26 protein-coding genes are annotated in these 26,470 nt (G+C 63.1%); 11 read left to right on the forward strand and 15 right to left on the reverse strand.

Translation table 11 applies throughout. From position 1 onward, the window contains the following. Positions 1-145: 145 nt before the first annotated feature. Together CK498_RS12035 and CK498_RS12040 are read right to left on the reverse strand one after the other, a co-directional pair. Complete coding sequence (locus CK498_RS12035; protein ID WP_095621323.1) at positions 146-2,635, reverse strand: ABC transporter permease; 2,490 nt, start codon at positions 2,633-2,635, stop codon at positions 146-148. Between the two features lie 77 nt (positions 2,636-2,712). Continuing rightward, positions 2,713-3,429, reverse strand: a complete 717-nt coding sequence (locus tag CK498_RS12040) for an ABC transporter ATP-binding protein (RefSeq protein ID WP_095621097.1) — start codon at positions 3,427-3,429, stop codon at positions 2,713-2,715. Between CK498_RS12040 and CK498_RS12045 the strand changes: the two genes are divergently transcribed. The 3 genes from CK498_RS12045 (at position 3,428) to CK498_RS12055 (ending at position 4,788) form a co-directional block, all read left to right on the forward strand. Beyond that, on the forward strand, positions 3,428-4,114 hold the full coding sequence (locus CK498_RS12045) for an arylesterase (RefSeq protein ID WP_095621098.1): 687 nt from the start codon (positions 3,428-3,430) through the stop codon (positions 4,112-4,114). The two genes, CK498_RS12040 and CK498_RS12045, sit on opposite strands and share 2 nt — an antisense overlap. 66 nt (positions 4,115-4,180) lie before the next feature. Continuing rightward, positions 4,181-4,444 (forward strand): type II toxin-antitoxin system Phd/YefM family antitoxin, encoded by a 264-nt coding sequence (locus CK498_RS12050; RefSeq protein WP_095621099.1) that lies wholly within the window; start codon positions 4,181-4,183, stop codon positions 4,442-4,444. Then, a complete protein-coding gene (locus CK498_RS12055; RefSeq protein ID WP_095621100.1) occupies positions 4,441-4,788 on the forward strand; it encodes a type II toxin-antitoxin system RelE/ParE family toxin in 348 nt (115 codons plus the stop codon). The genes CK498_RS12050 and CK498_RS12055 overlap by 4 nt, the downstream gene beginning before the upstream one ends. 48 nt (positions 4,789-4,836) lie before the next feature. Here CK498_RS12055 and CK498_RS12060 read toward each other — a convergent pair whose 3' ends face one another. The 4 genes from CK498_RS12060 to CK498_RS12075 form a co-directional block, all read right to left on the reverse strand. Then, on the reverse strand, positions 4,837-5,307 hold the full coding sequence (locus CK498_RS12060; RefSeq protein ID WP_217987760.1) for a tripartite tricarboxylate transporter TctB family protein: 471 nt from the start codon (positions 5,305-5,307) through the stop codon (positions 4,837-4,839). A 24-nt stretch (positions 5,308-5,331) separates the two neighbouring features. Next, on the reverse strand, positions 5,332-6,843 hold the full coding sequence (locus tag CK498_RS12065; protein ID WP_095621102.1) for a tripartite tricarboxylate transporter permease: 1,512 nt from the start codon (positions 6,841-6,843) through the stop codon (positions 5,332-5,334). 94 nt (positions 6,844-6,937) lie between these two features. Further along, positions 6,938-7,924: a Bug family tripartite tricarboxylate transporter substrate binding protein gene (locus CK498_RS12070; RefSeq protein WP_095621103.1), complete on the reverse strand. Its 987-nt coding sequence runs from the start codon at positions 7,922-7,924 to the stop codon at positions 6,938-6,940. Between the two features lie 205 nt (positions 7,925-8,129). Continuing rightward, positions 8,130-9,455 carry an NAD(P)/FAD-dependent oxidoreductase gene (locus CK498_RS12075; RefSeq protein WP_095621104.1) on the reverse strand — a complete coding sequence of 442 codons (1,326 nt, stop codon included), beginning with the start codon at positions 9,453-9,455 and terminating at the stop codon, positions 8,130-8,132. Between the two features lie 226 nt (positions 9,456-9,681). Between CK498_RS12075 and CK498_RS12080 the strand changes: the two genes are divergently transcribed. The 4 genes from CK498_RS12080 (at position 9,682) to CK498_RS12095 (ending at position 13,498) form a co-directional block, all read left to right on the forward strand. Continuing rightward, on the forward strand, positions 9,682-10,617 hold the full coding sequence (locus CK498_RS12080) for a 4-hydroxyproline epimerase (RefSeq protein ID WP_095621105.1): 936 nt from the start codon (positions 9,682-9,684) through the stop codon (positions 10,615-10,617). Positions 10,618-10,736: 119 nt separating this feature from the next. Then, complete coding sequence (locus CK498_RS12085; protein ID WP_095621106.1) at positions 10,737-11,684, forward strand: dihydrodipicolinate synthase family protein; 948 nt, start codon at positions 10,737-10,739, stop codon at positions 11,682-11,684. A gap of 161 nt (positions 11,685-11,845) precedes the next feature. Next, the gene (locus CK498_RS12090; protein WP_095621324.1) at positions 11,846-12,532 is read left to right on the forward strand and encodes a GntR family transcriptional regulator; all 687 of its coding nucleotides are present in this window, start codon (positions 11,846-11,848) and stop codon (positions 12,530-12,532) included. Between the two features lie 72 nt (positions 12,533-12,604). Next, positions 12,605-13,498, forward strand: a complete 894-nt coding sequence (locus tag CK498_RS12095) for a DMT family transporter (protein WP_095621107.1) — start codon at positions 12,605-12,607, stop codon at positions 13,496-13,498. A gap of 181 nt (positions 13,499-13,679) precedes the next feature. On the opposite strand, the gene CK498_RS12100 is transcribed toward CK498_RS12095, so the two are convergent. After that, a complete protein-coding gene (locus tag CK498_RS12100; RefSeq protein ID WP_095621108.1) occupies positions 13,680-13,949 on the reverse strand; it encodes a SelT/SelW/SelH family protein in 270 nt (89 codons plus the stop codon). Between the two features lie 55 nt (positions 13,950-14,004). Here CK498_RS12100 and CK498_RS12105 point away from each other — a divergent pair, with 55 nt between their 5' ends. The 4 genes from CK498_RS12105 (at position 14,005) to ettA (ending at position 18,038) form a co-directional block, all read left to right on the forward strand. After that, positions 14,005-15,321 carry an MFS transporter gene (locus tag CK498_RS12105; RefSeq protein ID WP_095621109.1) on the forward strand — a complete coding sequence of 439 codons (1,317 nt, stop codon included), beginning with the start codon at positions 14,005-14,007 and terminating at the stop codon, positions 15,319-15,321. 107 nt (positions 15,322-15,428) lie between these two features. Next, positions 15,429-15,860: a PAS domain-containing protein gene (locus CK498_RS12110; protein ID WP_095621110.1), complete on the forward strand. Its 432-nt coding sequence runs from the start codon at positions 15,429-15,431 to the stop codon at positions 15,858-15,860. A 188-nt stretch (positions 15,861-16,048) separates the two neighbouring features. After that, positions 16,049-16,267, forward strand: a complete 219-nt coding sequence (locus CK498_RS12115; RefSeq protein WP_095621111.1) for a PA3496 family putative envelope integrity protein — start codon at positions 16,049-16,051, stop codon at positions 16,265-16,267. Between the two features lie 109 nt (positions 16,268-16,376). Further along, positions 16,377-18,038: an energy-dependent translational throttle protein EttA gene (gene ettA, locus CK498_RS12120; protein WP_095621112.1), complete on the forward strand. Its 1,662-nt coding sequence runs from the start codon at positions 16,377-16,379 to the stop codon at positions 18,036-18,038. Positions 18,039-18,095: 57 nt separating this feature from the next. Here ettA and lpxL read toward each other — a convergent pair whose 3' ends face one another. The 8 genes from lpxL to surE form a co-directional block, all read right to left on the reverse strand. Further along, a complete protein-coding gene (lpxL, locus tag CK498_RS12125) occupies positions 18,096-19,007 on the reverse strand; it encodes an LpxL/LpxP family Kdo(2)-lipid IV(A) lauroyl/palmitoleoyl acyltransferase (RefSeq protein WP_095621325.1) in 912 nt (303 codons plus the stop codon). Between the two features lie 19 nt (positions 19,008-19,026). Further along, positions 19,027-20,127, reverse strand: a complete 1,101-nt coding sequence (gene alr, locus CK498_RS12130) for an alanine racemase (RefSeq protein WP_095621113.1) — start codon at positions 20,125-20,127, stop codon at positions 19,027-19,029. Between the two features lie 135 nt (positions 20,128-20,262). Then, positions 20,263-21,726 carry a TolC family outer membrane protein gene (locus tag CK498_RS12135; RefSeq protein ID WP_095621114.1) on the reverse strand — a complete coding sequence of 488 codons (1,464 nt, stop codon included), beginning with the start codon at positions 21,724-21,726 and terminating at the stop codon, positions 20,263-20,265. An 80-nt stretch (positions 21,727-21,806) separates the two neighbouring features. Beyond that, complete coding sequence (rpoS, locus tag CK498_RS12140) at positions 21,807-22,787, reverse strand: RNA polymerase sigma factor RpoS (RefSeq protein ID WP_095621115.1); 981 nt, start codon at positions 22,785-22,787, stop codon at positions 21,807-21,809. A 102-nt stretch (positions 22,788-22,889) separates the two neighbouring features. After that, positions 22,890-24,080: a peptidoglycan DD-metalloendopeptidase family protein gene (locus tag CK498_RS12145; RefSeq protein ID WP_095621116.1), complete on the reverse strand. Its 1,191-nt coding sequence runs from the start codon at positions 24,078-24,080 to the stop codon at positions 22,890-22,892. Next, on the reverse strand, positions 24,073-25,029 hold the full coding sequence (locus CK498_RS12150; RefSeq protein WP_407645849.1) for a DUF368 domain-containing protein: 957 nt from the start codon (positions 25,027-25,029) through the stop codon (positions 24,073-24,075). The genes CK498_RS12145 and CK498_RS12150 overlap by 8 nt, the downstream gene beginning before the upstream one ends. Further along, positions 25,026-25,706 (reverse strand): protein-L-isoaspartate(D-aspartate) O-methyltransferase, encoded by a 681-nt coding sequence (locus CK498_RS12155; protein WP_095621118.1) that lies wholly within the window; start codon positions 25,704-25,706, stop codon positions 25,026-25,028. The genes CK498_RS12150 and CK498_RS12155 overlap by 4 nt, the downstream gene beginning before the upstream one ends. After that, positions 25,693-26,439, reverse strand: a complete 747-nt coding sequence (gene surE, locus CK498_RS12160; protein ID WP_095621119.1) for a 5'/3'-nucleotidase SurE — start codon at positions 26,437-26,439, stop codon at positions 25,693-25,695. Before surE ends, CK498_RS12155 begins: the two co-directional genes overlap by 14 nt. Positions 26,440-26,470: the final 31 nt, after the last annotated feature.

A 26,470-nucleotide genomic window follows, 5' to 3' on the forward strand; every position in this document is an offset into this window, starting at 1 on the left:
TCAATCGGGGGCGAACGATAGGCAAAATCGAGAGGCGCCATGATACCCCAGCCCATGCCCCCTTTCACATGAAAGGGGGTCATGGCTGCCCGAGTATTTCTCACTTTCGCTTTAGCCAGGCTAAACCCGCGGCCAGGGGAAACGGTCATGCTTCTCCCAGTAGCCCCAGGCTCTGCATCGGCGTCTGGCGGCGTACACTGCGCGACAGCGCATGGCCGATCACGCCAATCAGCAGCGCACCGCCCAGCGGCAAGGTCAGCCACAGGCCCCAGTGGACCCTGGGGGCGAGGTCGAACCAGGCGAGATAGACACCTGCCGCAGCGAGCTCGGCAAGCAGGGCGCCCATCAGGCCGCTGGCAAAGCCGAGAATCGCGAACTCGGCCCCCTGGACCCGCGAGATCAGGCGGTCGCCGGCGCCGAACACCCTCAGCAAGCCGCTTTCGTGAGCCCGCGTCGGACGGCTAGCGGTGAGGGCGGCATACAGCACGCTGATACCGGCCAGCAGCACGAAGCCGAGCACGAACTCCACCGCGCGGGTCACCTGGGTCAGCAGCTCACGCACCTGGCCGAGGATCGCCTCGACGTTGAGCAGCGAGACGCCGGGGAACTCGCGCACCAGGGCGCGGCTGATGTCGTCACGCTCACGGTCGAGGTGGAAGGCGGTGATATAGCTGTGGCCGTAGCGCTCCAGCACCTCGGGCGGGAAGATCACGAAGAAGTTGGGGCGGAAGCTGTCCCAGTCGAGATTGCGCAGACTGGTGAGTTCGCCGACGATCTCGTCGCTGCCGATGGAGAAGGTCATGGTGTCGCCGAGGGAGAGGCCGAGCCGTTCGGCGAGACCATCCTCCACCGAGATCGGCACCCGGCCGTCGGCAAGCGCGGGGCCGGCATCGAACCACTGGCCGGCGACCAGCCGATTGCCATCGGGCAGCGTCTCGCGCCAGGTGAGGTTGAGTTCACGACGCAGCGAGCCGTCGCCGCGGGCATCGGCCGGCACCGCATCGCGCGGGGTCTGGTCGTTGATCGCCGAGATCCGCCCGCGCACCATCGGGTATAGGGTGGTGCGCTCGTCCACAGCATCGTCGAGGGTATCGATGAAAGCGTCGCGTTCACCGGGCTGGATATTGATGGCGAAATAGTTGGGTGTGTCCTCCGGCAGTTGATCCTGCCAAGTGGTCAGCAGGTCGCCGCGCACCAGGGCGATCATCGCCATGGCGGCGAAGGTCACCGAGAACGCCAGCAGCTGGCCGAGGCTGGCGCCGCGCCGCCGCGCCAGCTGCTGGGCACCGAGACGCAGCGCCTGGCGCTTGCTGCCCCCTTGGGGCAGCCAGGCGGCGAGACGTACCACCCCACCCAGCAGCAGTGCCCCGAGGCCCCACAGCACCACCAGCATGACCAGGCCGCCGGCCAGCAGGCCGAAGGCCAGCTGCGGGTCACCGGAGTAGAGCCACAGCAGGCCGCCGAACACCAGGCTCGCCACCGCCACCACCAGCCATGCCGAGGCCGGCAGCGGATCGAGCTCACGCCGCAATACCTTGAGCGCGCTGACGCGCTTGAGACGTAGCAGCGTAGGGCCGGCAAAGCCGGCCAGCACGGCCAGCGCCGTCAGCACGCCGAGTAGCAGCGGCAGCGGCCCCGGCGGCGGTAGCTCGAGCGGCAGAAAGGCGGTCAGCAACCACAGCAACCCGGCCTGACCGGCCAGCCCCAGCAAGGCACCGAGCACCGATGCCGCCAGCGCCAGCCACAGCAGCTGCAGGGCGAACAGCCGGGTCAGCTGACGCTGGGTAGCACCGAAACAGCGCAGCAGCGCTGCGGTGTCGAGGTGGCGGTCGACGTAGCGGCGCGTGGCCATGGCCACTGCCACCCCCGCCAGCAGCACCGCAGCGAGGCCGGCCAGGCTCAGGTACTGCTCGGCGCGGGCCAGCGCATTGCCGAGCTGGGGGCGGTCACTGCGCACGTCGCGCACCTCGACGCCGTCGCGACGCAGCTCGGCAAGCGTGGCCTCGACCCGGGTCAGTGCCTCCGGCGGGCCGGCGGCAAGAATCTCGAACTCCACACGCGAGCCGGGCTGCACGAGGTTGGTGGCCTCGAGGTCGGCAAGATTCATCATCAGGCGCGGGTTGAAGTTGCCGAAGCCCCCCGACTGGTCGGCTTCGCGTTCGATCACCCCGGCCACGCTCAGCTGCGTCTCGCCGACCTGCACCTGGTCGCCGATCTGCACTTCCAGCAGCTGCATCAGACGCGGCCCCAGCCAGGCCTCACCTGCCGCCGGCCCCTGGGCCAGCTGTTCGATGCCGTCACCGAGATCGACGTGGGACACCCCGTAGTGCGGATAGACGTCGTCGACCACCTTGAGGCTGGCGGGCTGGAAGCGGTCGGCATGACTGATCATCGACACTAGATCGACCTGGTCGCTCAGTGTGAAACCGGCCTCGACCAGCTCCTGACGCAGGCCGTCATCGAAGGGGCGGCCCTGTTCGAGCACCAGATCACCGCCGAGCAATTGGCCGGCCTGGCGCTCGAGGCCACGCTCGAGGCGGTCGAGAAAGAAGCCGATCATGGTCGAGGCAGCCACCGCCAGCGCCAGCGCCACGAACAGCGCGCGCACGTCGGCGGCACGCAGGTCGCGCCGCATGCCGCGCAGCGACCAGCGCAAGGTACCCAGGCCACGGGCCTGGCGTGATGTAGGTCGTGATGTATCGGCAATGCTGCTCATGCCTCGACCTCGTCCAGCACCAGCGGCTCGAGCCGCCCATCGTCGAGGCGCAGGCAGCGGTCGCAGCGCCGTGCCAGGGCGTGATCGTGGGTGACCAGCACCAGGGTGGTGCCGGCCTCGCGGTTGAGGGTAAACAGCAGGTCGATGATGCGCTTGCCGGTGGCCGGATCGAGATTGCCGGTGGGCTCGTCGGCGAATACCAGTTGCGGATCGGTGACGAAGGCGCGGGCCACGGCCACGCGCTGCTGCTCGCCGCCGGAGAGCTGCTTGGGCAGATGGCTCAGGCGCTCGCCTAGGCCGACCCGGGTCAGCCAGTCGCAGCCACGTCGCTCGCTGTCCGCGAGTGGCGATAGCTCCAGCGGCAGCAGTACGTTCTCCAGCGCGGTCAGGGTCGGCAGCAGCTGGAAGTTCTGAAACACGAAACCCACGCGGCCGGCGCGCAGCTGAGCGCGACCGTCCTCGTCGAGGCTCGACAGCGCGTCGCCGAACAGCGTCAGCTCGCCGCTGGTGGGTTCGTCGAGTCCGGCCAGCAACCCCAGCAGGGTCGATTTGCCGGCCCCACTGGCGCCGAGGATCGCCAGGGTCTCGCCGGGGAACACATCGAGGGCCAGATCGCTCAAAATGATCAGCGGCTTATCGCCGCTGGTGACCTGCTTGCCCAAGCCTCGGGCGTGTAGAATCGCGGAAGCATCCGTCTTCAAGGAGTCTGACATGACAAGCGGTTTCCCTGTGCTGGGGTTTGCTGGTATTCAAGGGCGACGCATGACGCACATGCTCGCCGCCGGTGTACTGAGCATTGCCGCCATCATCGCATGGCCGGCGGCCCATGCCGACACGCCGCCGACGCTGCTGGTGCTGGGCGACAGCCTCAGCGCGGCGTATGGCATCGAGCAGGAGGAGAGCTGGGTACACCTGCTCAACGAACGACTCGACGGCGAGGTACGCGTCGTCAACGCCAGCATCAGCGGCGAGACCACCGCCGGCGGCGCCGAGCGCCTGCCCGATTTGTTGGGACAGCACGAACCGCAGTTGGTGCTACTGGAACTGGGCGGCAATGACGGCCTGCGCGGTTTGCCCCCCCAGCAGATGCAGCAGAACCTGGCCGGCATGATCGAGGCCAGCCAGTCTGCTGATGCCGAAGTACTGTTACTCGGGATCGATATTCCGCCCAACTACGGCCAGGCCTACCGCGACGCCTTCAGCGGTGTTTACCGCAGTCTCGCCGAGGAGTACGACATCCCTCTGGTACCCTTCCTGCTCGACGGCGTGGCGCTGGAAGAGGGCCTGATGCAGTCCGACGGCATCCACCCCACCGCCGCCGCCCAGCCGGTGATCCTCGACAACGTCTGGCCGGAGTTGGAAGACTGGCTGGAGCAGTGGCAGGAGACCCCTCAGTAAGCAAGTGGCAACCGATCTTTTGGTGGACTATATTTGGACCAACCGTCACTGATCAGGATGTCGTCAATGCGCACCGAGACCATTAGCTATCTCAAACAGAATGCGGCCACCCTCGATGTTCAGGAGCCGCTGGTGATAACTCAAAAAGGCAAGCCCACCTACGTTGTCGAGTCTTTTGCAGCTCACGAGCGGCGCGAGCAGGCCATTGCCTTGCTCAAGCTGCTGAGCCTGGGCGAGAAGAGCCGCGCGGAGGGCAAGACCATGAGCGCCGAGGAGTTTATGGCGCGGCTAGAGAAAGATGAAAGAGCCGAGCTGGGTGGGGCGCTGTGACCCCACCCCTGCCTGTTACCCTTGAAGACACTGCCCTGCACTCGCTACGAAGCTGTCGTCATTTCTTGATCGATCATCTGGAGTGGCCCCCGGTAGAGGCACACACTTATTCAAGGCGCCTCGTCGGTACTGCGCTGGAACGCCTCTCTGAACGCCCTGGAGCATACCCGGCTTGCCGTCTGGCTCTGGAGCTCGGCATCAGCCACTATCGCGAGCTACTGATCGACGGCTATCGCATCATCTATCGCCACTGGCCCGAGCAGCAGCAGGTATCCATTTATTTGTTCGCCCATCAGCGCCAGGACTTCAAGCAGCTGCTGTTCGAGTATCAGCTGCTCTCCTGAACGTCGCCCCTGATCCTTTCGAGCCCGCCACCAATCAACCAGCACCAGTTAGAAGAGTAGCCCTCCCGGGAGCGGAATCCGAATCAACTGAACGAACAGAACATACATGATCACTGCTGCCACAAAGGGCAGCAGGATCGCGGTTTTCCAGTGGCGCAGCGGCGCCCGAGTGAGCAGTGAGGAGCCCACCACCAGCGCCAAGGCGAGGGTAACCGTGAACCCCAACCGACCCGCCAGCAGAAACAGCAGCACGCCCCCCGACACCATCACCACGGCGGTCACCAGCACGCTGACAATCTCCTCCTGCCTGGCGTCATATTTGCCAATGCAGGTATTGGCCGACACCATGACTCCCGCCATCATGATCGCAATATAAGCAACCTGTGGAAATGCCTGGGGCCCCATTGTCTGACCGGTTCGCCAGTTGCCGTAGGCGATATCCAACAGGCCAGCGGCAGCAATAGCGATCATCACCAGTCCCACATAGAAGTCCTGGTAGCGCAGCGGATTACGCAACATTGATGACATCATACCCTTCCCGGCTTACGCCTTGTTTCGCAGCAGCAACGTGAACAGTAAGATCAACCCCAGCGCAGTGGCATAAAAGCCGATAGCGATCGGACTCGAAAACAGATAAGACCACTCACCGCCAATCAACAGTGACTGCCGCAGCGCCCGTTCGGCCCCCGGCCCGACGATGAACCCCAGGATTAGCGGCGCCAATGGGAAGCCATAAAGACGCAGCACCACCCCGAGCAGACCGGCTCCCAGCAGCACCCACACGTCGACGAAAGAATTACCAGCCGCATAGGTGCCAAAGATCGCCAGACAGAAGACGATAGGCAGCAGGATGCGCGGCTGAACCATCGACATCTTGGAGTAGTATGGCAGCAGCACCTTGCCCATCAGCAAGTTGACCATGTTGGCATAGACAAGAATGATGAACAGGGCATAGATGACATCCGAATGATCGCGCACCATGTTCGGCCCCGGCGTCATTCCCATTAGAATGAACGCGGCACCGAACAGAGCTGCCGTGGCACTCCCCGGTATGCCGAAGGCGAATAGCGGGATAAGGGTTGAGCCTGAGGTAGCGCTGTTACCCGCCTCGGCACTAGCGACACCCTCCATGGACCCCTTACCGAATTCATCGCTACTGCGCGAGAAGCGCTGGGCCAGACCATAGCTGATAAACGCTGCCAACGAAGACCCTGCGCCAGGCAATGCCCCAATCAAGGTACCGGTACCTGTGCCAATGGCGGTCGCTTTCCAGAGCTTGAGAAAGTCGCGGAATGGCAGCTTGTCAGCGGCGGCATCATAGTCGCTAAACATATTCGACTTCTGTTTAGCGTCCTCGACGATGGCGCGCGACTTGGCGGCCCACGCCTTGGAAACCTGCACGATCAACTCCGAGACCGCAAAGATCCCAACCAGTACCGGGATAAGACTGAGCCCCCCCGCCAACTCGGGGATTCCAAAGGTCATGCGCAGTGAGCCACCGATAGGGTCACGACCAATCATGGAGAGCAGAATACCCAGTGCGCAGGCTGCCACTCCCTTGGCAAGCTGTCCTCGGGTCAGCGCAGAAATCAATAATAGGGAGAATGCATAAAGGGCGAAGAACTCCACGGGCCCAAACTTCAATGCAACAGCGGCTAGAGGCAACGCAATAAAGATCAGGATCAGGTCACTGGAGGTATCACCAGCGACTGACGAATACAATGCGGTATGCAGCGCACGATTGGGCTTGCCTTTCAGTTTCGCCTGATAACCGTCGATAGTGGTGGCAGCAGCTCCCGGGGTGCCGGGTACACCGAAGGTTATGCCAGAGATCGATCCGCCGAACATACCGCCCTTGTAGATCCCGACGAGCAACCCCAGCGCAGAGGCAGGTTCGAGGTAGAACACGGTAGGAAGTAACAGTGCGATAGCCATGTCACCGCTAAGGCCAGGTATGGCGCCCAGGGTGATACCCAGCAGGATTCCCAGCGCCACGAACAGCAGTACCGAGGGGTCCAGCGCCAATGACAAGGCATCCGCAAGCGCTTCAAGCATGGAAGACTCCGGCAAGTATTATTGAGAGAGATCATGTAGATGCACAAGGAGCGGCAGCTACTCACTGCCGCTCCTAGTCAATTTACTGGCATGCTTAATCGATCTCGCCAATCTCACGCAGAATACTGCCCACCATCTCTACCGTGTTGTGGTAGAGCTCGGCAGAATCTTCCATGCCACGCGGATCGATCCCCGCGTTCGTGCGATCACTCATCGATTCGGCAGTCGGCGTCGCCAGCGCTTCCATAAAGCAATCTTGTAGAAATCCCTTGGTCTCTTGCGGCACATCATTCTTGGCGAAAATCATTAGCCAAGCTGGCAGAGAGACGTCGTAACCCGCCTCCTTGAACGTCGGTACATCGGGCAAGACATCGGCGCGTTCGTCGGCAAAAGTACCCAGTGCTTTCAGCGTGCCATTTTCGACTTCCGCTGCAATGCTGGCAGGCAGCGTCATGCCCAAGTCGACATGCTCACCCATGACCATGCTACGGGTCTCACCACCGCCCGAGGTAGGAATATGGCGATTCTCGAGTCCCGTCTCCATCTCGAAGAGGATCAGCGGCAAATGGACGATACCAAGAGGTGCCGCATGAGCGAACGTCACGGAATTCGGCTCCGCCTCAAGCTTATCGACCCAGTCCTCGATACTGTCAATTTCGTGATCCGCATGGGTATACACGGTGGGTAGCCATTCGGTGAACAGCATGACCGGATCCCAGTCATCATGAGACCACTCCACATCGTCGACGAAGCCAGAGGTCACAATGGGGCCATAGTCTGTCACTAGCAGAGTGTGCCCATCCGATTCGGCATTCATGACGTGGTTGACAGCTTCGAGCCCCGCGGCCCCGCTCATGCTGACGACGTCGATTCGTGGACCGCAGAATTCTGGTGCAGTGGCCGTGAGCACACGGGCCGTCATATCGGAACCGCCGCCTGGGCCAAAGGGGATGACCAAACGAATGGGTCCATCACCCAGCGGTGAGTCGCCGTTCGTATCACTAGCCATCGTAGGCCCTGCGGCAACACCCAGTACGGTGGTGGCCAATGCTGCAACCAACGTCTTTCGATGCATCTTCATTACATGTCTCCTTGTTTTTATTCCCATGCAAGCTGCGTGTCAGCCTGCGTGGTCACCGTGCCATCAGATTTATTTATATAATATACAATCTACGAAAGCGAAGCTAACCGAAACCCTGACGGTGTGCAAGCCTCTGTTTATGAATCTATCGCCCCCGCCTTGCGTTCGTTGATCGAGTGAAGATGTGTCGCGCCAGCCCAAGGCTTCAGGTAAACCGTGACAACCGATAGGGCGACAGCGGCGGCAATCCGGGCGCCACCCCGTCCTGGTCGGACGAAGCAAACTGACCGATCAGTCGTGCGGTTACGGCCGCCTGGGTCAACCCGAGATGATGATGCCCGAAGGCTAACCAAACCCGCCCCTCAGGGCCTGTCCGGTCGATGATTGGTAGCGAATCGGGTAGCGAAGGACGAAACCCCATCCAGGGAGTCGCTTCCGCCTCGTCGAGGGGCTCCGAGAACAGGCCATCGGCCAGTGCCCGAAGCCGCCAGGCACGCTCCATGAACGCTGGACGTTTAAGGCCGGCAAATTCCACGGTGCCAGCCAATCGCAGCCCCCCTGCCAACGGGGTCATAATGAAGCGCCGCTCCAGCGAAGTGACTGCCATCGGCAGCCGGTCACCCTCGCGAGGAAGCATCAAGTGATAGCCACGCTCGGTATCCAGTGGCACCCGTACGCCAGTCAACGAGGCCACCAAAGAAGCCGAGTGGGCACCGGCAGCGATGAGCACCCTTGGCACATCGAGCACGCCGCTGCTCGTCTGTAGACGAACCCCGCCGTCACTTGCCTGCCCAGCCATCACCTCGGCGCGAGTGAAACGCACCCCGAGCGTCTCGGCGGCTCCCGCTAACTCCTCGACCACTTGATGAGGGTCGATCACGTGCCCTGTCTCGGGGAAAAACAGGCCGCCGCAGATGCGTTCGCTCAGCGAAGGTGCCAGCTGTCGCACACGCTCACCGCCGAGACTTTCACAGGCCACGCCTTGGCCAGAGAATCGCGCCATTGCCTGGGCAAGCTCACCGGCAGTCGCATCGCTCTCGTGTACCAGTAGCGATCCCTCATGCTTTAGAAGCCAAGGCTTATCAATGCTCGTCAACAACCGCTTCCAAGCGGCGAGACTCGCTTCGTTAAGCGCCCGAATACCCGCCACGCTAGCCAGGTAGGGAGAAGCGCGCAGATTCCATAGCACCCTCATCAGCCAGGGGATGGACCTAGGCAAATAGCGCCAGTCCAGCCTTAGTGGCCCGGTGGGGTCCATCAGCATCCCCGGGATACGCATCAGCAGTGAGGCATCGGCAATGGGAAAGACCTGTTCCGTTGCCATATGGCCCGCATTACCAAAGGAGGCCCCCATACCTGGCACATCGCGATCCACCACCCGAACCCGATACCCCTGACGGGCTAACTCGATGGCACAAGCCGTGCCGATGACACCCGCGCCAACGACCGCGATGTCAGCATCGTCGACACCAGTCCCCGATTGGGTGCGCGTCTGGATAGAAGTCGTCGCGTTGGGGTACGCCTGGGTCATGGCGGTTACTCGGTTGAAGTGTCGCCTGAAGATTGTATAAATTATATAATTTATCCTAGCAAGCACCTACCACCAACGTCTACATGGGCTCGACACAGCGCATACTTTTCTGACTGAGGCTTCACAACGCGGCCCGCAGATTGTATAAAATATAAAACATGGGGAGCACGCACATGGATCGCGGGCCCTTCCCAGGCAATGACGGAAAACCGAAGAGGAGCAACACATGAAACGCGTGCGTGCCATCGACTCTCATACGGGTGGGGAGCCAACGCGACTCATTATGGAAGGCTTCCCCGCCCTCGCTGGAGCCACACTTCAGGAGAAACGGGATACGCTGCGCGACTCGCACGATGAGTGGCGGCAAGCCTGCATGTTGGAGCCGCGCGGTCATGACGTGCTCGTCGGCGCGCTCTACTGCGAGCCGGAGTCGGCGTACGCCACCTGTGGCGTGATCTTCTTCAATAACACCGGTTACTTAGGGATGTGCGGTCACGGCCTCATCGGCTTGGTGGCATCCCTCTACCATCTCGATCTGATAGAGCCCGGCGCTCACACGATCGACACCCCCGTGGGGCCTGTCGAGGCGAGGCTGCACGACGATGGCGCTGTCACCGTGCGCAACGTAGTGGCCTATCGGTATCGCCAACGGGTACCCGTTGAGGTGCCCGGATATGGCCTGGTCCACGGCGATATCGCCTGGGGCGGCAACTGGTTCTTCCTTGTCGAAGAGCACGACCATGCATTGAAACTGGAAAACGCCGAGGCGCTGACGGCCTTCACCTGGTCAATACGCCAGGCACTGGAAGCGCAGTCGATCAGCGGCGAGGACGGTGCGCTTATCGACCATATCGAGTTATTTGCCGAGGACACTGTGGCGGATAGCCGCAACTTCGTGCTGTGTCCCGGCAAGGCGTATGACCGGTCGCCCTGTGGTACGGGAACCAGCGCCAAGCTGGCCTGCTTGGCTGCTGATGGCAAGCTGGCACCCGAGACCCTCTGGGTGCAGGCCAGTATTACCGGCAGCCTTTTCGAGGCGTACTACCAGCGGGAGGGGAATCGCATTCGCCCCTATATCACGGGGCGAGCCTACCTGAGTGCCGACACCACGCTATTTATCGATAAGCAGGACCCCTTTGCCTGGGGTATTACACCGTCTTGACTGCCGCGGTTTGACCCGCCTGCCGTGACTCCAGCATATCGCTACTGAGCAGCAGGCCTCTTTCACCTAGGCACCGACCAACAGTAGAGACTGACTTGTACAACGACAAAGGAAACACGATGAGCACGAGTATTTTCACCGGCTGCATTCCCGCCCTGATGACTCCCTGCAGCGAAGATCGCAAGCCCGATTTCGATGCCCTCGTCGCCAAAGGCCGCGAGCTAATCGATACCGGCATGAGCGGTGTGGTGTACTGCGGTTCGATGGGTGACTGGCCGCTTTTAACCGAGGCCGAGCGGCAGGAAGGGGTGGCACGACTGGTCGAAGCGGGCATCCCCACGATCGTCGGTACCGGCGCCGTCAACTCCAGGGAGGCCGTATCTCACGCCTCTCATGCTGCCAAGGTGGGCGCGCAGGGTTTGATGGTGATCCCCCGCGTCCTGTCACGGGGCACCTCCGCTGCAGCCCAAAGAGCTCACTTCTCCGCCATCTTGGGTGCAGCCTCTGATCTTCCGGCGGTGATCTACAATAGCCCGTACTACGGTTTCGCTACCCGCGCCGATCTGTTCTTCGCGCTGCGCCAGGAGCACCCAAACCTGATCGGTTTCAAGGAATTCGGTGGTGCCGACGACCTGCGCTACGCCGCAGAAAACATTACCTCCAGAGACGATGACATCACGTTGATGGTGGGTGTCGACACTACGGTATTCCATGGCTTCGTCAACTGCGGCGCGACGGGCGCGATCACCGGTATTGGCAACGCGCTACCTCGCGAAGTCTTGCACCTGGTGTCACTGAGTAAGCAAGCTGCACAAGGTGATGCTAAAGCGCGCCTTCTGGCGCAGGAACTCGATGCGGCACTAGGCGTATTGTCATCCTTCGATGAAGGCCCGGACCTGGTGCTCTATTACAAGCATCTCATGGTGCTTAACGGCGACCATGAGTACGCGCTGCACTTCAATGAAACCGATGCCTTGAGTGATGCCCAGCGCAACTATATCGAAGCCCAGTACGCGCTGTTCCGCAAATGGTACGCGCAGTGGTCTTCCTCTCTCCAGGCCGCGTGAGGGATCTGCCGTGACTGGCGGCTATCGCAGCGAGGCCTTGGTGCAGCCTGCAAGACCGGGCCTCGAGAAGTAGCGCGGCGACTCACGGCGCAGCATGATAATGAATGTTTTCCGCAGTTTGTATACAGTGTGCAATAACATTCTTCGAGCGGATCAAGGCCATGCCAGCGTATAAGACACGAGCACAGTTCGTTGCAAACGACCTCCGTGGGCGCATCCTGGGAGGTGAGTTTCCAGGAGGGTCACAGCTACGCCAGGACGCCTTGGCCAAGGACTACGACGTCAGCAGGATCCCCGTGCGAGAAGCCCTGCTGGCCCTGGAGTCGGAAGGGCTAGTAGAGTTTCATGCGCATCGCGGGGCATTCACGACAGAGCTTTCGATCGCCAAGATTCGTGAGCTCTTCGAGCTGCGGGTGCTACTCGAGACGTACATGTTGAAACGCGCCATCCCCAACCTCACCGAAGAGCAGCTCGATGACGCCGAGGGCATATTGCGTAAATACGATGCGGCACTCGACTCCAGAGGGCAGATCGATAATTGGAGCGAATACAACTTCGTATTCCATCAAGCGCTATACGCTCCCGCCAACTTGCCTGAGACGATGGCGATCATCAGCCAGCTCAACACCAAGTCGGACCGCTATATACGCATGCAACTCCTCTATACCCAGGAAATCGAGAAGGCCGAGCGAGAACACCACACCTTGCTGGCCTTCTCCCGCGAAGGGCGAATAGAGCAAGCGTGCCAGCTGCTCGAGGCCCATATCCTGGAGGCCTGCGAAGGGATCGTTTCAATACTCGAAGGGCGCGCCCAGGCCCAGCAACAGACCTTACCCAATACTCGCTGACGAATTTTCGAACAACATGAGCGCGAAAGAGTGCACGGAATAGTGGCACACAGTAGCGCTGCGGGAGGCAAGATGAACTCTGATCAGCAAGCTCTCCTGCTGGGGCTAGGGGCCGTGCTGCTGTGGTCGACAGTGGCAACGGCCTTCAAAGTCGCCTTGGGCTATCTCACCCCGCTAGAGCTGGTATGGATTGCCGCTTGTGTCTCCTGGCTACTGATGACCGGGCTGCTGTGGCAGCAAGGCACGCTGCGCGAAGCGGCGACCACTCGCTGGCGAACGGCCCTGTGGGCCGGCCTGATGAATCCTGTGGCTTACTACTTGATTCTGCTCATTGCCTATGACCGATTGGCCGGCCAGGAAGCCATGGCCCTGAACTACACCTGGGCGCTGACCATGGCCCTATTGGCCGTACCCATTCTTGGCCACCGCCTGACGCGTTACGATGTACTGGCTGGACTGATCGCCTACAGCGGGGTACTGGTGATTGCTACCCGTGGCGACCTGCTAGGCATGCGTTTCTCGGATGCACTAGGGGTTGGAATGGCGTTGCTCTCGACCCTACTCTGGGCCTTTTACTGGCTAATGAATACACGCGACAAGCGCCCTGCCCTGTTAGCCCAGTGGCAGAATTTCAGCATTGCAGTACCAGTGCTGACGCTACTCGTACTACTGTTTTCTGACTGGCGAAATCTACCCTTGGCGGGTATATCAGCGGGGGTCTACGTAGGTCTTTTCGAAATGGGGCTAGCCTTCCTTCTTTGGCAAAGCGCCATGAACAAAACCACTCGTACGGCGAGAGTATCCTGCTTGATTTTCTTGGCACCGCCTATCTCGCTGCTCATCCTTTTCCTGGTTTTGGGAGAGACCCTACTGCCCTCAACGCCGATCGGCCTCGCTCTGATCCTCGCCGGATTAGCATTTCAACAGTTTCAGCCTGTCTCGAGTCGAGCCCAGAGAGCATCCTAGGCATAAGAGGAAGAGTGTCATGACTATCGGCATCTTGGGTACCGACCACCTGGCAGAATCAATCAGCAGGCGCTGCAGCAACTGCAACGCTCCGGCTGCTGTGAAGCGCTCGAACAAGCCCTCGACGGCGTGCATTAGCGTATCTCCCATCACACCGGCAGCGCCCCCACCTGAACAGCCCTCAGCGATCGATGTGGCCCAGATCGCGCTCAGGGTCTAGGCGGTCACGTACCAGCCGCTTCAGCGCCTTGCTGTCGGGAAAGCCGTCGTCGCGCTTGCGCTCCCAGATCGATTCATCGTCATAGAAGATCTCGAAATGGCCACCGTGGCTAGGCACCAGCGCCACTTCGTCCAAAGCCTCGCCGAAGGTCGAGAGCAGTTCCTGGGCCAGCCAGGCACTGCGTAGCAGCCATTGGCACTGGGTGCAGTAGTGAATACGGATGCGTGACATCGCGGTCAACCTGTCGCAACAATGAAAGGTCGATGATAACAGCCAAGGAGCGCGCATGGCCGCCCCCGACATCAGCCAGACCCGCCTCTTCGAATGGCTGACCGGCGACGACGACAGCCGCATGTGCAAGGACATCCCCGAGGAGGCCTGCGCTGAGCAGCCGCGCAATTTCTTCCTCCACCTGCTGGCGGCACTGGGCAACAAGCTGGCCGATGAACTCTCCAGTGCGCGACTGGTGCTGCCCTGGCTGATGGGGGTGATCGGCGCGCCCGTGTGGATGGTCGGCCTGCTGGTACCGATCCGCGAATCCGGCTCGCTGCTGCCACAGCTGTTCGTGGCCGGCTTCATTCGCCTCCAGCCGCAGCGCAAGTGGGCCTGGGTCATGGGCGGTGTCCTGCAGGCCGCCTCAGCGCTGCTGCTGGCACTGCTGGCGCTGTTCGGCAGCGGCGGGCTGGGCGGCGCCCTGGTGCTGGCCGTGCTGGTGGCACTGTCGTTGGCCCGAGGGCTATCGTCGATTGCCACCAAGGACGTGCTCGGCAAGACCATCAGCAAGCAGCGGCGCGGCACGCTGATGGGCTGGAGCGGCAGCGTAGCGGGCGCCGTGACCCTCGCCGCCGGGGCGGTGCTGATGCTGTTCGATGAGCGCCCCGGCGAGCTGGCGCTGGCCGTGCTGCTGATCATCGCAGCGCTGGGCTGGGCGCTGAACGCCCTATGTGCGGCGCGCATCGTCGAGTCACCCGGTGCGGTGGAAGGTGGTGAAAACGCCTGGGACAGCATCAAGCTCGGACTGCGGCTGATGCGCGATGATCACACCTTCCGGCACTTCAATGTGGCCCGTGCCCTGCTGCTCGCAAGCGCCCTGGCGCTGCCCTATATCGCCCTGCTCGGCCAGCAGCAGAGCGGTACCGAACTGGGCGGGCTGGGTATCCTGATTGTCGTCTCGGGCCTTGCTGGCATGCTGGCAAGCCCGCTATGGGGCAAGCGTGCCGACGCCTCGAGCCGCCGGGTGATGCGCGATGCCGGCCTGGGAACCACGCTGTGCTGCCTGCTGGTCGCGGCCGCCGCCTGGCTACCCGGCGGCTGGAGCGAAACGGTCTGGCCCTATGCGCTGGGCTACGGGCTACTGATCATGGTTCACGCCGGCGTGCGCCTGGGCCGCAAGACCTATCTGGTCGACATGGCCAGCCAGGACCAACGGGCGCTTTACGTGGCGCTGTCGAATACCCTCACCGGAGCCCTGATGCTGCTGGTGGGCGGCGGCATAGGCGCGCTGGCCCAGTGGCTAGGCACTACCGCGCTGCTGGCGATACTGGCAGCCACCGCATTGTGCGCCGCCGCCAGCGCACAGCGATTGCCTGAGGTAGAACAGTGAGCTGCTTGCTTCATTAAAGTGGCAACACATTGAAATGCCAGCCACGTCTGGCCATTATGTAGCCAGATGATAGCCAACGAATCAGGGTCCGATAGGAACGCGCGCGCATGAAAAGACCGCCAATGATCAGCCCAGCTCTGCTGGAACGCATCGTCGATGCCTCGGAAGACGGCATCGTGGTGGCCGAACAGGAGGGTGATGAGAACATCCTGATCTATGTCAATCAGGGCTTCGAGCGCCTGACCGGCTACAGCGCCGACGAGATCCTGTACCGCGACTGCCGCTTTTTGCAGAACGATGACCGCGACCAGCCGGGCCTCGACAACATTCGCCAGGCGCTGGCCGACGGCCGGCCGTGTCGCGAGGTGCTGCGCAACTACCGCAAGGATGGCACGCTGTTCTGGAACGAGCTGTCGATCACGCCGGTATACGATGACGCCGACCAGCTGACCTACTACATCGGCGTCCAGAAAGACGTCACCGAGCGCGTCGAGGCGCAGCTCGAGGTCGAGCGGCTGCGCGCCGAACAGGGCCATTGACCGACCCTACGCCTGGCCCGCGAAAAAAACTCGCCCTACCCTCTTGTGCTCACCCCCCGTCGAGGCTATAAGGCCATCAGGATGCCGCCGCATCCTGATGGCAGCCATGTTCTGCCATTGACCGCTATCATCGACCACTGCGTCGAGATAGCCCTATCGATCTTTCGAACGGTCATGGGAGGCATCGCATGCGCCGAGATCATCTCACCAACACCCTCAGCGACGACGCAGACGGCTTCGATGCCGTCAACGATGACAGCTACTCGTCCGAGCAGGAAACCCGCACCCGCAGCACGTCGCGTGCCGATACCCTGCGCGCACGCCGCCAAGTCGAGAGTCTGCTCGAGGAGCGCCGGCTGAGGCGTGCCATCGAGGACGACTGGCGACTCGACGACGAAGAGGAGTAGCGCCAAGCGCGGCATCATCATGGGCGGCGCCACTGGGGTAAACTAGCCATTCGCCGCCCTGGCCACTATCATCGTGGCCACTGAAACCCCGCAACTTAGATGGAATCCCATGGCGCAATACGTCTACACCATGAACCGGGTGGGCAAGGTCGTGCCCCCCAAGAAACATATTCTCAAGGACATCTCGCTGTCCTTCTTTCCCGGCGCCAAGATCGGCGTGCTCGGCCTTAACGGCTCTGGCAAATCGACCCTGCTGCGCATCATGGCCGGTGTCGACACTGAAATCGAGGGTGAGGCCCGCCCCATGCCGGGCCTCAACGTCGGCTACCTGCCCCAGGAGCCTGAGCTCGACGACGACAAGAACGTCCGTGAATCCGTCGAAGAGGCGCTGGGCGAGATCAAAGCTGCTCAAGAGAAGCTCGACGCCGTCTACGCCGCCTACGCCGAGCCGGACGCCGACTTCGACGCCCTGGCCAGCGAGCAGGCACGCCTCGAGAACATCATCGAGGCCGCGGATGCCCATAACATCGAGCGCAAGCTCGAGGTCGCCGCCGAGGCGCTGCGCCTGCCACCCTGGGATGCCAAGGTGGGCAACCTCTCCGGCGGTGAACGCCGCCGCGTGGCGCTGTGTCGCCTGCTGCTGTCGAGCCCCGACATGCTGCTGCTCGACGAGCCCACCAACCACCTCGACGCCGAGTCGGTGGCCTGGCTGGAGCGCTTTCTCCACGACTATTCAGGCACCGTGGTTGCCGTCACCCACGACCGCTACTTCCTCGACAACGTAGCCGGCTGGATTCTCGAACTCGACCGCGGCCAGGGGATTCCCTTCGAGGGCAACTACTCGCAGTGGCTCGAGGCCAAGGAGAGTCGCCTGGAGAAAGAGGCCAAACAGGAAGCCTCGAAGAACAAGGCCATCAAGCAGGAGCTGGAGTGGGTGCGCAGCAACGCCAAGGGCCGTCAGGCCAAGAGCAAGGCGCGCCTCAACCGCTTCGAAGAGATGCAGTCGGGCGACTTCCAGAAGCGCAACGAGACCAACGAGATCTATATACCACCCGGCCCACGCTTGGGTGACAAGGTCATCGAGTTCCATGACGTCAGTAAGGCTTTCGATGGCCAGCTGCTCTACGAAGACCTGTCGTTCAGCGTCCCCAAGGGCGCCATCGTCGGCATCGTCGGCGGCAACGGCGCGGGCAAGTCGACGCTGTTCAAGCTGATCGATGGCGTGGAGCAGCCAGACAGCGGCGAGGTGGTGCTCGGCGATACGGTCGAGATCGCCCACGTCGTACAGTTGCGCGATGCCCTGGACAACAAGCAGACGGTCTGGGAATCGGTGTCGGATGGACAGGACATACTCAACATCAACGGCTACGAAGTCTCGTCACGCGCCTACGTGGGACGCTTCAACTTCAAGGGCAACGACCAGCAGAAACGCCTATCCGAGCTTTCCGGCGGCGAGCGCGGTCGCCTGCAGCTGGCCCAGACCCTCAAGCAGGGTGCCAACGTACTGCTGCTCGACGAACCCTCCAACGACCTCGACATCGAGACATTGCGGGCGCTGGAAGAGGCGCTGCTGGCCTTCCCCGGCTGTGCCATGATCATCTCCCACGATCGCTGGTTCCTCGACCGTATCGCGACCCATATCCTGGCCTTCGAGGGCGACTCCCAGGTGGTGTTCTTCGAGGGCAACTATCAGGAGTACGAAGAGGATCACCGCAAGCGGGTCGGCAGCGATACACCCAAGCGCATGAAGTACAAGCGTATCGACGCCTGATCGGCTTCGCCGGAGCTGGAAGCGCGAAGCGCCGCACTTCCAGCTTGATGCGACGCGTCAGTAGAAGCCGGGCTCGCCCTCGGGGCGGGTCTTGAAGCGCCGGTGCAGCCACAGGTACTGCTCGGGGTGCTTGCGTATCGCCGCCTCGATAAAGGCGTTGATGCGCGCCGCGTCGGCAACCTCATCGCCGCTGGGGAAGTTCTCCAGCGGTGGCAGGTACTCGAGGGTGTAGGTGCGGTTGTCCGGGTTGCGGTGAAAGATCAGCGGCATGACCGGCGCGCCGGTCATGCGAGCGATCTTGGCAGTCAACTTGATGGAGGCCGCATCGACGCCGAAGAACGGCGCGAAGACACTGACATCGCGGCCGAAATCCTGGTCGGGGGAATACCACACCGCGTGACCGGCCTTGATGCGTCGAACCACCCCACGCAGGTCATGGCGATCGATGGCGGTGCCGAAGATGCGCTTGCGGGCGCGGGTCATGAAGCGTTCGAACAGCGCGTTGTTGTGCGGCCGATAGACCACGTCGGCGGGAAAGAACAGCGAGTGTAGCGCTCCCCCTAGGTCCAGGGTGGAGAAGTGCACACCGATGATCAGCGCCCCCTTGCCCTCTGCCTGTACCCTGGCCATGTGCTCCTGGCCCTTGAAGGTCACGCGATGGCGCAGATGCTCCGGATCGCGACACCAGCCAGTGGCAGTCTCGAGGATACCGATGCCATTGGCCAGGAAGGTCTCGCGCACCAGCCGGCGCTGGGCGTCGGCGTCGAGCTCGGGAAAGCACAGCGCGATATTGGTCTCGGTAATCCGCCGCCGGCGCTTGGCCAGGCGCCAGGCCAGCCAGCCGATGCAGCGCCCCATGGCCAGCTTGAGTCGCCACGGCAGCCAGGCACCAACGCGCATCAGGCCGATGGCAAGCGCGGCGCCCCAGTAGCGGGGATGGAGAAACGACGAGGGAGCATCCTTGGACATGGTGGTCTCGCGGCTGAAATCAGCCGCCATGATACCGTCTCGGGACCCTCGGCAGCACCCCGGTAAGCAGCGTATAGCTAATCGTGGCACAGTGACGCGCCACCTCGTCCACCGACAGCAGCGCACCGTTGCTGGCCCTACCCCACAGTACCACCTCGCTACCGATATCGGCGTCGGGAACGTCGGTCACATCCACCGTCAGCATGTCCATCGACACCTTGCCGGCGATGGCGCAACGCTGCCCATTGACCAGCACCGGGGTCCCGTCCTCGGCGTGACGGTCGTAGCCATCGCCGTAGCCGGCGGCAACCACGGCGATCCGCGAGCGGCGCGCTGCCCGCCAGCGGCCACCATAGCCCACCAGTTCACCCGCCTGCAGCTCGCGCAGGGCAATAACCTCGGAGCGCAGCGTCATCACCGCGGCAAGCCGGCGACTGACGTCGCTGGCCGTCTCCAGCGGGTCGCTGCCGTAGAGCATCACTCCGGGCCGGTTCCAGGCCCCGTGGGCTTCGGGCCAGGCCAGCGTGGCCGGCGAATTGGCCAGGCAAGTGGGCGCACCGAGCTCATCGGCAATCGCCCCCACGATGTCCAGCTGGTACTGGAAGTAACTGGGATCGACGCTGTCGGCGGTGGCGAAGTGGCTCATCAGGTGCAGGTCGCAGACCCGGTCATCGGCGGCGGCGAGCCGCGCCCACTGGGCAGCCAACTGCTCGGGGGGGAACCCCAGTCGGTGCATACCCGAGTCGACCTTGACCCATATCGGCAGTGGCCGCGCCGGGCGATAGGCGAGTAGCGCATCGACCTGCCAGGCACTGTGTACCGCACTCCACAGCCCGAGGGCGTCGATGCGCTCGAGTTCGGCGGCCTCGAAGAACCCCTCGAGCAGCATGATCGGCGTCTCGATGCCCGCCGCACGCAGCACCTCGGCCTCCTCGATGCAGGCCACCGCCAGCGCCGGCGCCACGTCGGCCAGCGCCTTGGCACAGGGCACCAGGCCGTGGCCGTAGGCATCGGCCTTGAGCACCGCGACGGCGCGGCTGTGGGGTGCCAGATCGCGAGCCAGGCAGTAGTTGTGACGCAGCGCGTCGAGGTCGATGTCGGCAATCAGCGGGCGGGCCATCGAGGACTCCAATGCATAAAAAAGGCGCCATAATTATTTGTCATTCATTCGCCAATTACACGGATAAAAACGCCATATCAAGAATAAGACATGGCGTTTTCATCTAAAATAAGACTTATAACCGACAAATACCCCTCAGGAAGGAGGCGTTGGCCGCGTGCCGATGTCGAGCGCCGGGTCACGACCACCTTCCTCGTCGGGAAGATCCAGGGAGATCCCCTGGCTGGCATCGAGCCACTGGTTCACACCCTGGATCGCCTCGCCGTCGAGGGTCCCGGACTGCTGCCTCAGCTCGAGCAGGCCGAGTACGTAGTCGTAGCGCGCCTCGGCATGGTCAGCGATGGCATTGAACAGGTTCTGCTCGGCGTTGAGCACATCGACGATATTGCGCGTGCCGACCTCGTAGCCGGAGCGCGTCGCATCCAGCGCGCTCTGATTGGAGGCGATCGCCTGACGGCGCGCCTCGACGGTCTCCACGTCGTTGCTGACCTGGGTATATAGCGAGCGCACCTGCTGCACGGTGTCGCGGCGTTGGGCCTCGAAATCGTACTGGCTGACCTCAAGGCCGAAGGTGTTCTGACGGATTTGAGCGCTGGTGGTACCGCCGGTGTAGAGCGGCACGCTGGCGCGCAGCCCCAACTGGCTATCGGAATTGTAACCCGACACGCCGCTGCGATCGGTATCCGAGTACTGGTAGTTGGCGAAGGCTTCGAGGGTCGGCAGACGCCCGGCACGGGCGATGTCGAGGTCGCTACGCGCCACCTCGATACCGGCTTCGGCCATCATCAGCATGGGGCTGTTGAGGAGCGCCATCTCGACCCAGGCATTGCGCTCGGCCGGTGTCGGTGGCTCTACCGGCAGCTCGTCGGAGAGGCCGTCGATGCTCGCATAGCGCTGGTCGGTGAGGCGCTCGAGGGCCTCGAAGCTGATCTGCAGGGCGTTCTCGGCGGCGATCCGCTGGGCTCGCGCCAGATCGAAAGAGGCCTGCGCCTCGAACACATCGGTGATTGCCGTCAGGCCGACCTCGAAGCGCTCCTCGGCCTGCTCCAGCTGGCGGCTGATGGCGGTCTCCTGGGAGCGCCGCGCTTCGAGGATATCGGCGGCGCGCAGGATCTCGAAGTAGGCGCTGGCCACATCGAACAGCAGCTGCTGCTCGGCAACCTCGAGCGACAGCGCCTGCTGGCTGGTGAGGCGCTCGGCGCGCTCGAGCTGAGCGAAACGGCTGGCATCATAGAGCGCCTGGCTGGCATCCAGGCTGACGCTCAACGAGTTGAAGTCCTGCTCGTCGTCGACCACCAGGCCATCGCCGACACCGCCAGGATCTCCCACCTGTGCGCCGCGTCCCTGAGTCGAGTAGGTGCGATTGTGGGTCAAGCTGGAGCCGGCACTGAGCTGCGGCAGCAGGCCGCCGCGCTCGATGTCGCGACCGGCGCCGACCCGCTCCAGTTCAGCCCGCGCCGAGGCGAGCCCGGCGTCGTTGGCCAGCGCATCTCGGGCCACGCTGAGCAGATCGGAGGCATGCGCCGGGGCCGCGGCAAGGCCGATCAGCAGGACCAGCCAGCGACGGCGAGGAAACAGCGAAGAACGATTGGGTGACATGGCGGTACTCGTAGGGTCATTCAGCAACGCGGGCGGCATGGGCCGCCCGCGCAATATCCATGGCCGGTGCTGCCGCCAGCTCACTCGAAGATGGCATCCAGCGACAAGCCCTGCTTTTCGAGCATGCGACGCAGCTTCTTGAGCGCCTCGACCTGGATCTGGCGCACCCGCTCGCGAGTCAGGCCGATCTCCTCACCGACCTCCTCGAGGGTCGCTGCCTCATGGCCGCGCAGGCCAAAGCGGCGCACCACCACCTCCATCTGCTTGTCGGTGAGCTCGGCCAACCACTCGTCTACGTGCTGCTTGACGTCGACATCGACCAGCGACGACTCGGGTCCCAGGTCGTTGTCGTCGGTGAGCGTCTCGATCAGCGGCTTGTCGCTCTCGCCGCCCATCGGGTAGTCCACCGAGGAGACCCGCTCGTTGAGGCCCAACATCTTCTTGACCGTGGACACCGGCTTGTCGAGGAAGTCGGCGATCTCCTCGGCGGTCGCCTCGTGATCGAGCTTCTGGGTCAGCTCGCGAGCGGCACGCAGGTAGATGTTGAGCTCCTTGACCACATGGATCGGCAGGCGGATGGTGCGCGTCTGGTTCATCAGCGCCCGCTCGATGGTCTGGCGAATCCACCAGGTGGCGTAGGTCGAGAAGCGGAAGCCGCGCTCGGGGTCGAACTTCTCTACCGCCCGGATCAGGCCAAGATTGCCCTCCTCGATCAGGTCGAGCAGCGACAGGCCGCGGTTGAGATAGCGGCGGGCGATCTTGACCACCAGGCGCAGATTGGACTCGATCATCCGCGCCCGGCCGGCAGGGTCGCCGGCCTGAGCCAGGCGGCCGTAATGTACCTCTTCCTCGGGGGTCAGCAGTGGCGAAAAACCGATCTCGTTAAGATAGATCTGGGTCGCATCGAGGCTGTGGTGGTAGGTGTTTTCCTCGCGATTGAGGGCTTTTTCGAACTCCTGCTCATCCTTGGCACCTCTCTCTTCCTCGTCATCAATGACGTCTTCGACGATTTCGACCTCGGCATTGTCGACGTCCTGAAGATCCTGTTCGATCATGCTCATATCACTACCCCGTTGTGCACTGCCCGGTCATGCCGGCGACTCATCGGGCACGCGAACGTGAGCCGCCGCTGTCTGTTGTTGTTGTACCGCGGGCCATCGACATCAGCGCGATGGCAAGTATTCCAGGGGGTCCTGAGGCTGGCCGTTGCGACGCACCTCGAAGTGCAGCTTGACGCCGTCGGCATCGGTATCGCCCATGGTGGCAATGACCTCACCGGCGTCGACCACGTCATTCTCGGCCACGCTGAGCGTGTCGTTATGGGCATAGGCGCTCAGATACTCGTCGTTGTGCTTGAGGAGAATCAGATTGCCATAACCTCGCACGCCGCTGCCCGCGTACACCACGATGCCTGGCCCTGCTGCCTTGACAGGTTGCCCCTTTTGTCCGCTGATATCAATGCCGGCGGTGATGCTGCCGCCCTCGCCGAAGCGGCCGGTCAATTCACCGTCCGCCGGCCACTGCCAATCGACCTCGGCCACCGGTGTAAAGCTACGCTGACTGCGCTCGCTGGAACTGCTTTCGGCCTGGCCCGCCACGGCGGTACCGGCATCGGCGACGTCACTCTCCTGAGTATCACCGCTGGTCGATGACGGCTGTGTGTCACTCAGCTGCGGCTCTTGTTCTGGCTCAGGCTGGGCCTCTTCTGCACTGGCCGCTACCGCCGCATCACTGGGGGCAGCGTCACGTTCGGCCTGCTCGCGCTGGGCTTGCTCACGTGCCAGGGCCTCGCGCTCGGCCCGATCGCGCTCGCTCAACCTGCCGTCGGCCCCGGGGGTCGAGTAGTCGAACAGCGGCCCCGGGGCGTCGCCGGGTGCCTCGCCACTGGCGGCCATTGCCGCGCCCTCAAGGGCCTCGCCGCTGGTGCCGGAATCCTCCAGCGGCTGTGCCGTAAGGCGGCGGTTACGCTCGATGGCTTCCTGGTCCGGCGCCAGCCAGCTCAGGTCGCCGTCCTGCTGGTCGACAGCGCCAGTGACCTGGGCGCCGCGCTGCCGCTCGCCGTCGCTGCGCGAGGCAACCTGGGCGCCCTCGGTCAGGCGCAGCTCCTGGCCTGGCTGCAGCCGGTAGGGAGGGCCGATATCGTTGAGCTGAGCCAGCTCACGAAAATCCATGTCGTGGCGCCAGGCAATGCCATAGAGGGTATCGCCGGCTTCCACGGTGTACTGACTGGCCGGTGACTGCTCGCGACTCATGGTCAAGTCGCGCACCTGCACACGCTGGGTGTCCCCGCCCTGCTGCGCCGCACAGCCAGTCATAGCCAGGGTCACGGCGGATACCAAGAAAACCTTACGCATCTGAACCTTCCTCCTCATGCCGGCGCGCCGGGGCCTGGTTCCCTCGGCTGATCGCCAACACCAATAACAGCCCTACCAGCATCAAGGCCAGCGCGGGGATCAATTGTGCCGAACCACCGACGAGCACGGCGTAGTCGCCGGGCAGCAGGTAGCGGTAATCCAGCGGGATCATCTGCTCATCCGGCCCCAGCCGGTAGCTGACCAGCTCACGCCACGGCCACAGCAGCGGCAGCGAGCCGAGAATGAAGCCGATCAGCAACTGCAGGGTGGCGGTGTGATAGGCGTGCAACAGCCACGACAGCAGCCGCGAGAAGAAGAACAGCCCCAGAGCACAACCGGCGCCGAACTGCAGGATCAGGGTCAGATCGAAGCCCCTGATACCGGCCATCACTGGGCCATACAGGCCCATGGTCAGCAGCAGGAAACTGCCCGACACCCCCGGCAGCAGCATCGCACTGATGGCGATCGCCCCGCCCACCACCAGCATCAGGTAGTCGGCACCGAGCAGGTTGATCAGCGGCATCAACGCCGGCAGCCCCTTGGCCAGCAGCAACCCCGCTGCCAGCGGCAGGATATGCCACAGCCGCCAGTCCGGCAGACTGCGGCTCACCACCCAGGCCGAGGCGGCGACCAAGCCGAAGAAGAAGGCGTCCAGCAGCACCGGCTGCTCCTCCATCAACCACACCACCAAGTGTGCAACGCTGACCAGGCTCGCAGCGATGCCCAGCACCAGTGGAATCACGAAGCCCAGGTTGAGGTGGCAAGCAAGCTGCGCCAAGCCACCACGTCGCCAGGCAACGAAGGCGCTGGGGCCGAACTGCTTGATCGAGTCAATCAGCTCCTCATAGATGCCGGTGACGAAGGCGATGGTGCCACCGGACACGCCGGGCACCGCATCGGCCGCCCCCATGCCGGCGCCCTTGAGAAAAATCGAGGTGTGACGCTTCAACGAATGACTCCTTCCAGCAGCGGCACGAAGCGTACCCCTTCGAGCCGCTGGTAATCGAATCGTGTCCCGCGCCGGCGCACCCGGGTCAGCCATTGACGACCGTCGGGTGCCTCCAGCGGGGCAATGAGAGTGCCGCCATCGGCCAGTTGGGCCAGCAGCGCTTCGGGTAGCTCGCTGGCGCAGGCGGTCAGCAGAATGGCGTCATAGGGTGCCGCCTCGGGCCAGCCGTGTCCGCCATCGGCAAGCCGCAAACGCACGTTGCTGGCATTCAGCCAGCGCAGTCGCACCGCGGCGCGCTGGTGCAGGGCACGAATGCGTTCCACCGACCACAGCAGCGGCACCAGCCGCGACAGGATCAGCGTCTGATATCCGGAGCCGGTACCGATCTCGAGTACCCGCTGCGGCGCCTCGGCCACCACCAGCTCGGTCATGCGCGCCACCATCCACGGCTGCGACAGCGTCTGGCCGTGGCCGATGGGCAGCGCGGTATCCTCATAGGCGCGGTGCGCCAGCGCCTCGTCGAGAAACAGGTGGCGCGGCTCGCGGCCGATCACCTCGAGCACCTCGAGGTCGTCAATGCCGGACGCCGCCAGGCGCGCCACCAGCCGGTCGCGGGTGCGCTGCGAGGTCATGCCGACGCCCAGCAGCCTGTCTCGGCTCAAATCAGGTGAGTGCATCCAGCCAGCCTTGAACGTCTTCACGTGCCGCATGCCGGGTCAGATCGGTATGTAGCGGCGTAATCGACACATAGCCCGCCTCGACGGCGGCAAAGTCGGTATCCGGTCCATCATCGGCATTCTCGCCCGCCGCCGCAATCCAGTAGCGCACACGGCCGCGCGGATCTTCTATCTTCATCGGCCGCGCGGCGGGGCCACGAAAGCCCATCCGAGTAACCTTGAAGCCGCGAATCTCCTCCCACGGCAGGTCCGGCACATTGACGTTGAGCAGGCTACGCGGCGGCAGCGACAGCTGCTCGGCGGCGCCGATCAGGCTCGCCGCGACCCGCCCGGCGGTCTCGAAGTAGCGGCTGCCGACCAGCGACATGGCAATTGCCGTCATGCCCAGGTTGCGCCCCTCCATGGCGGCCGCCACGGTGCCTGAGTAGAGCACGTCGTCGCCCAGGTTGCCGCCGTGGTTGATGCCCGACACCACCAGGTCGGGCTTGTCGTCCCACACCCCGTTGACGCCGAGGTAGACGCAGTCGGCAGGCGTGCCGTCGACGCTGTAGAAGCCATTATCCATGGCGTTGAGCGCCAGCGGCCGGCTCAGCGTCAGTGAGTTGCTGGCACCGCTCTTGTCGCGGTCCGGGGCCACTACCCGCAGCCGGGCATGCTGGCTCAGCGCCTGATAGAGGGCATGCAGGCCTGGCGCATGCACCCCATCATCGTTGGACAGTAATAGTTTGCGCATTGCGCTCTCCCGCTGGCGATGGTGGTCGAAT

Origin of the sequence: Halomonas salipaludis (genome assembly GCF_002286975.1) — a bacterium.
In the GTDB taxonomy this organism is placed as follows: domain Bacteria; phylum Pseudomonadota; class Gammaproteobacteria; order Pseudomonadales; family Halomonadaceae; genus Franzmannia; species Franzmannia salipaludis.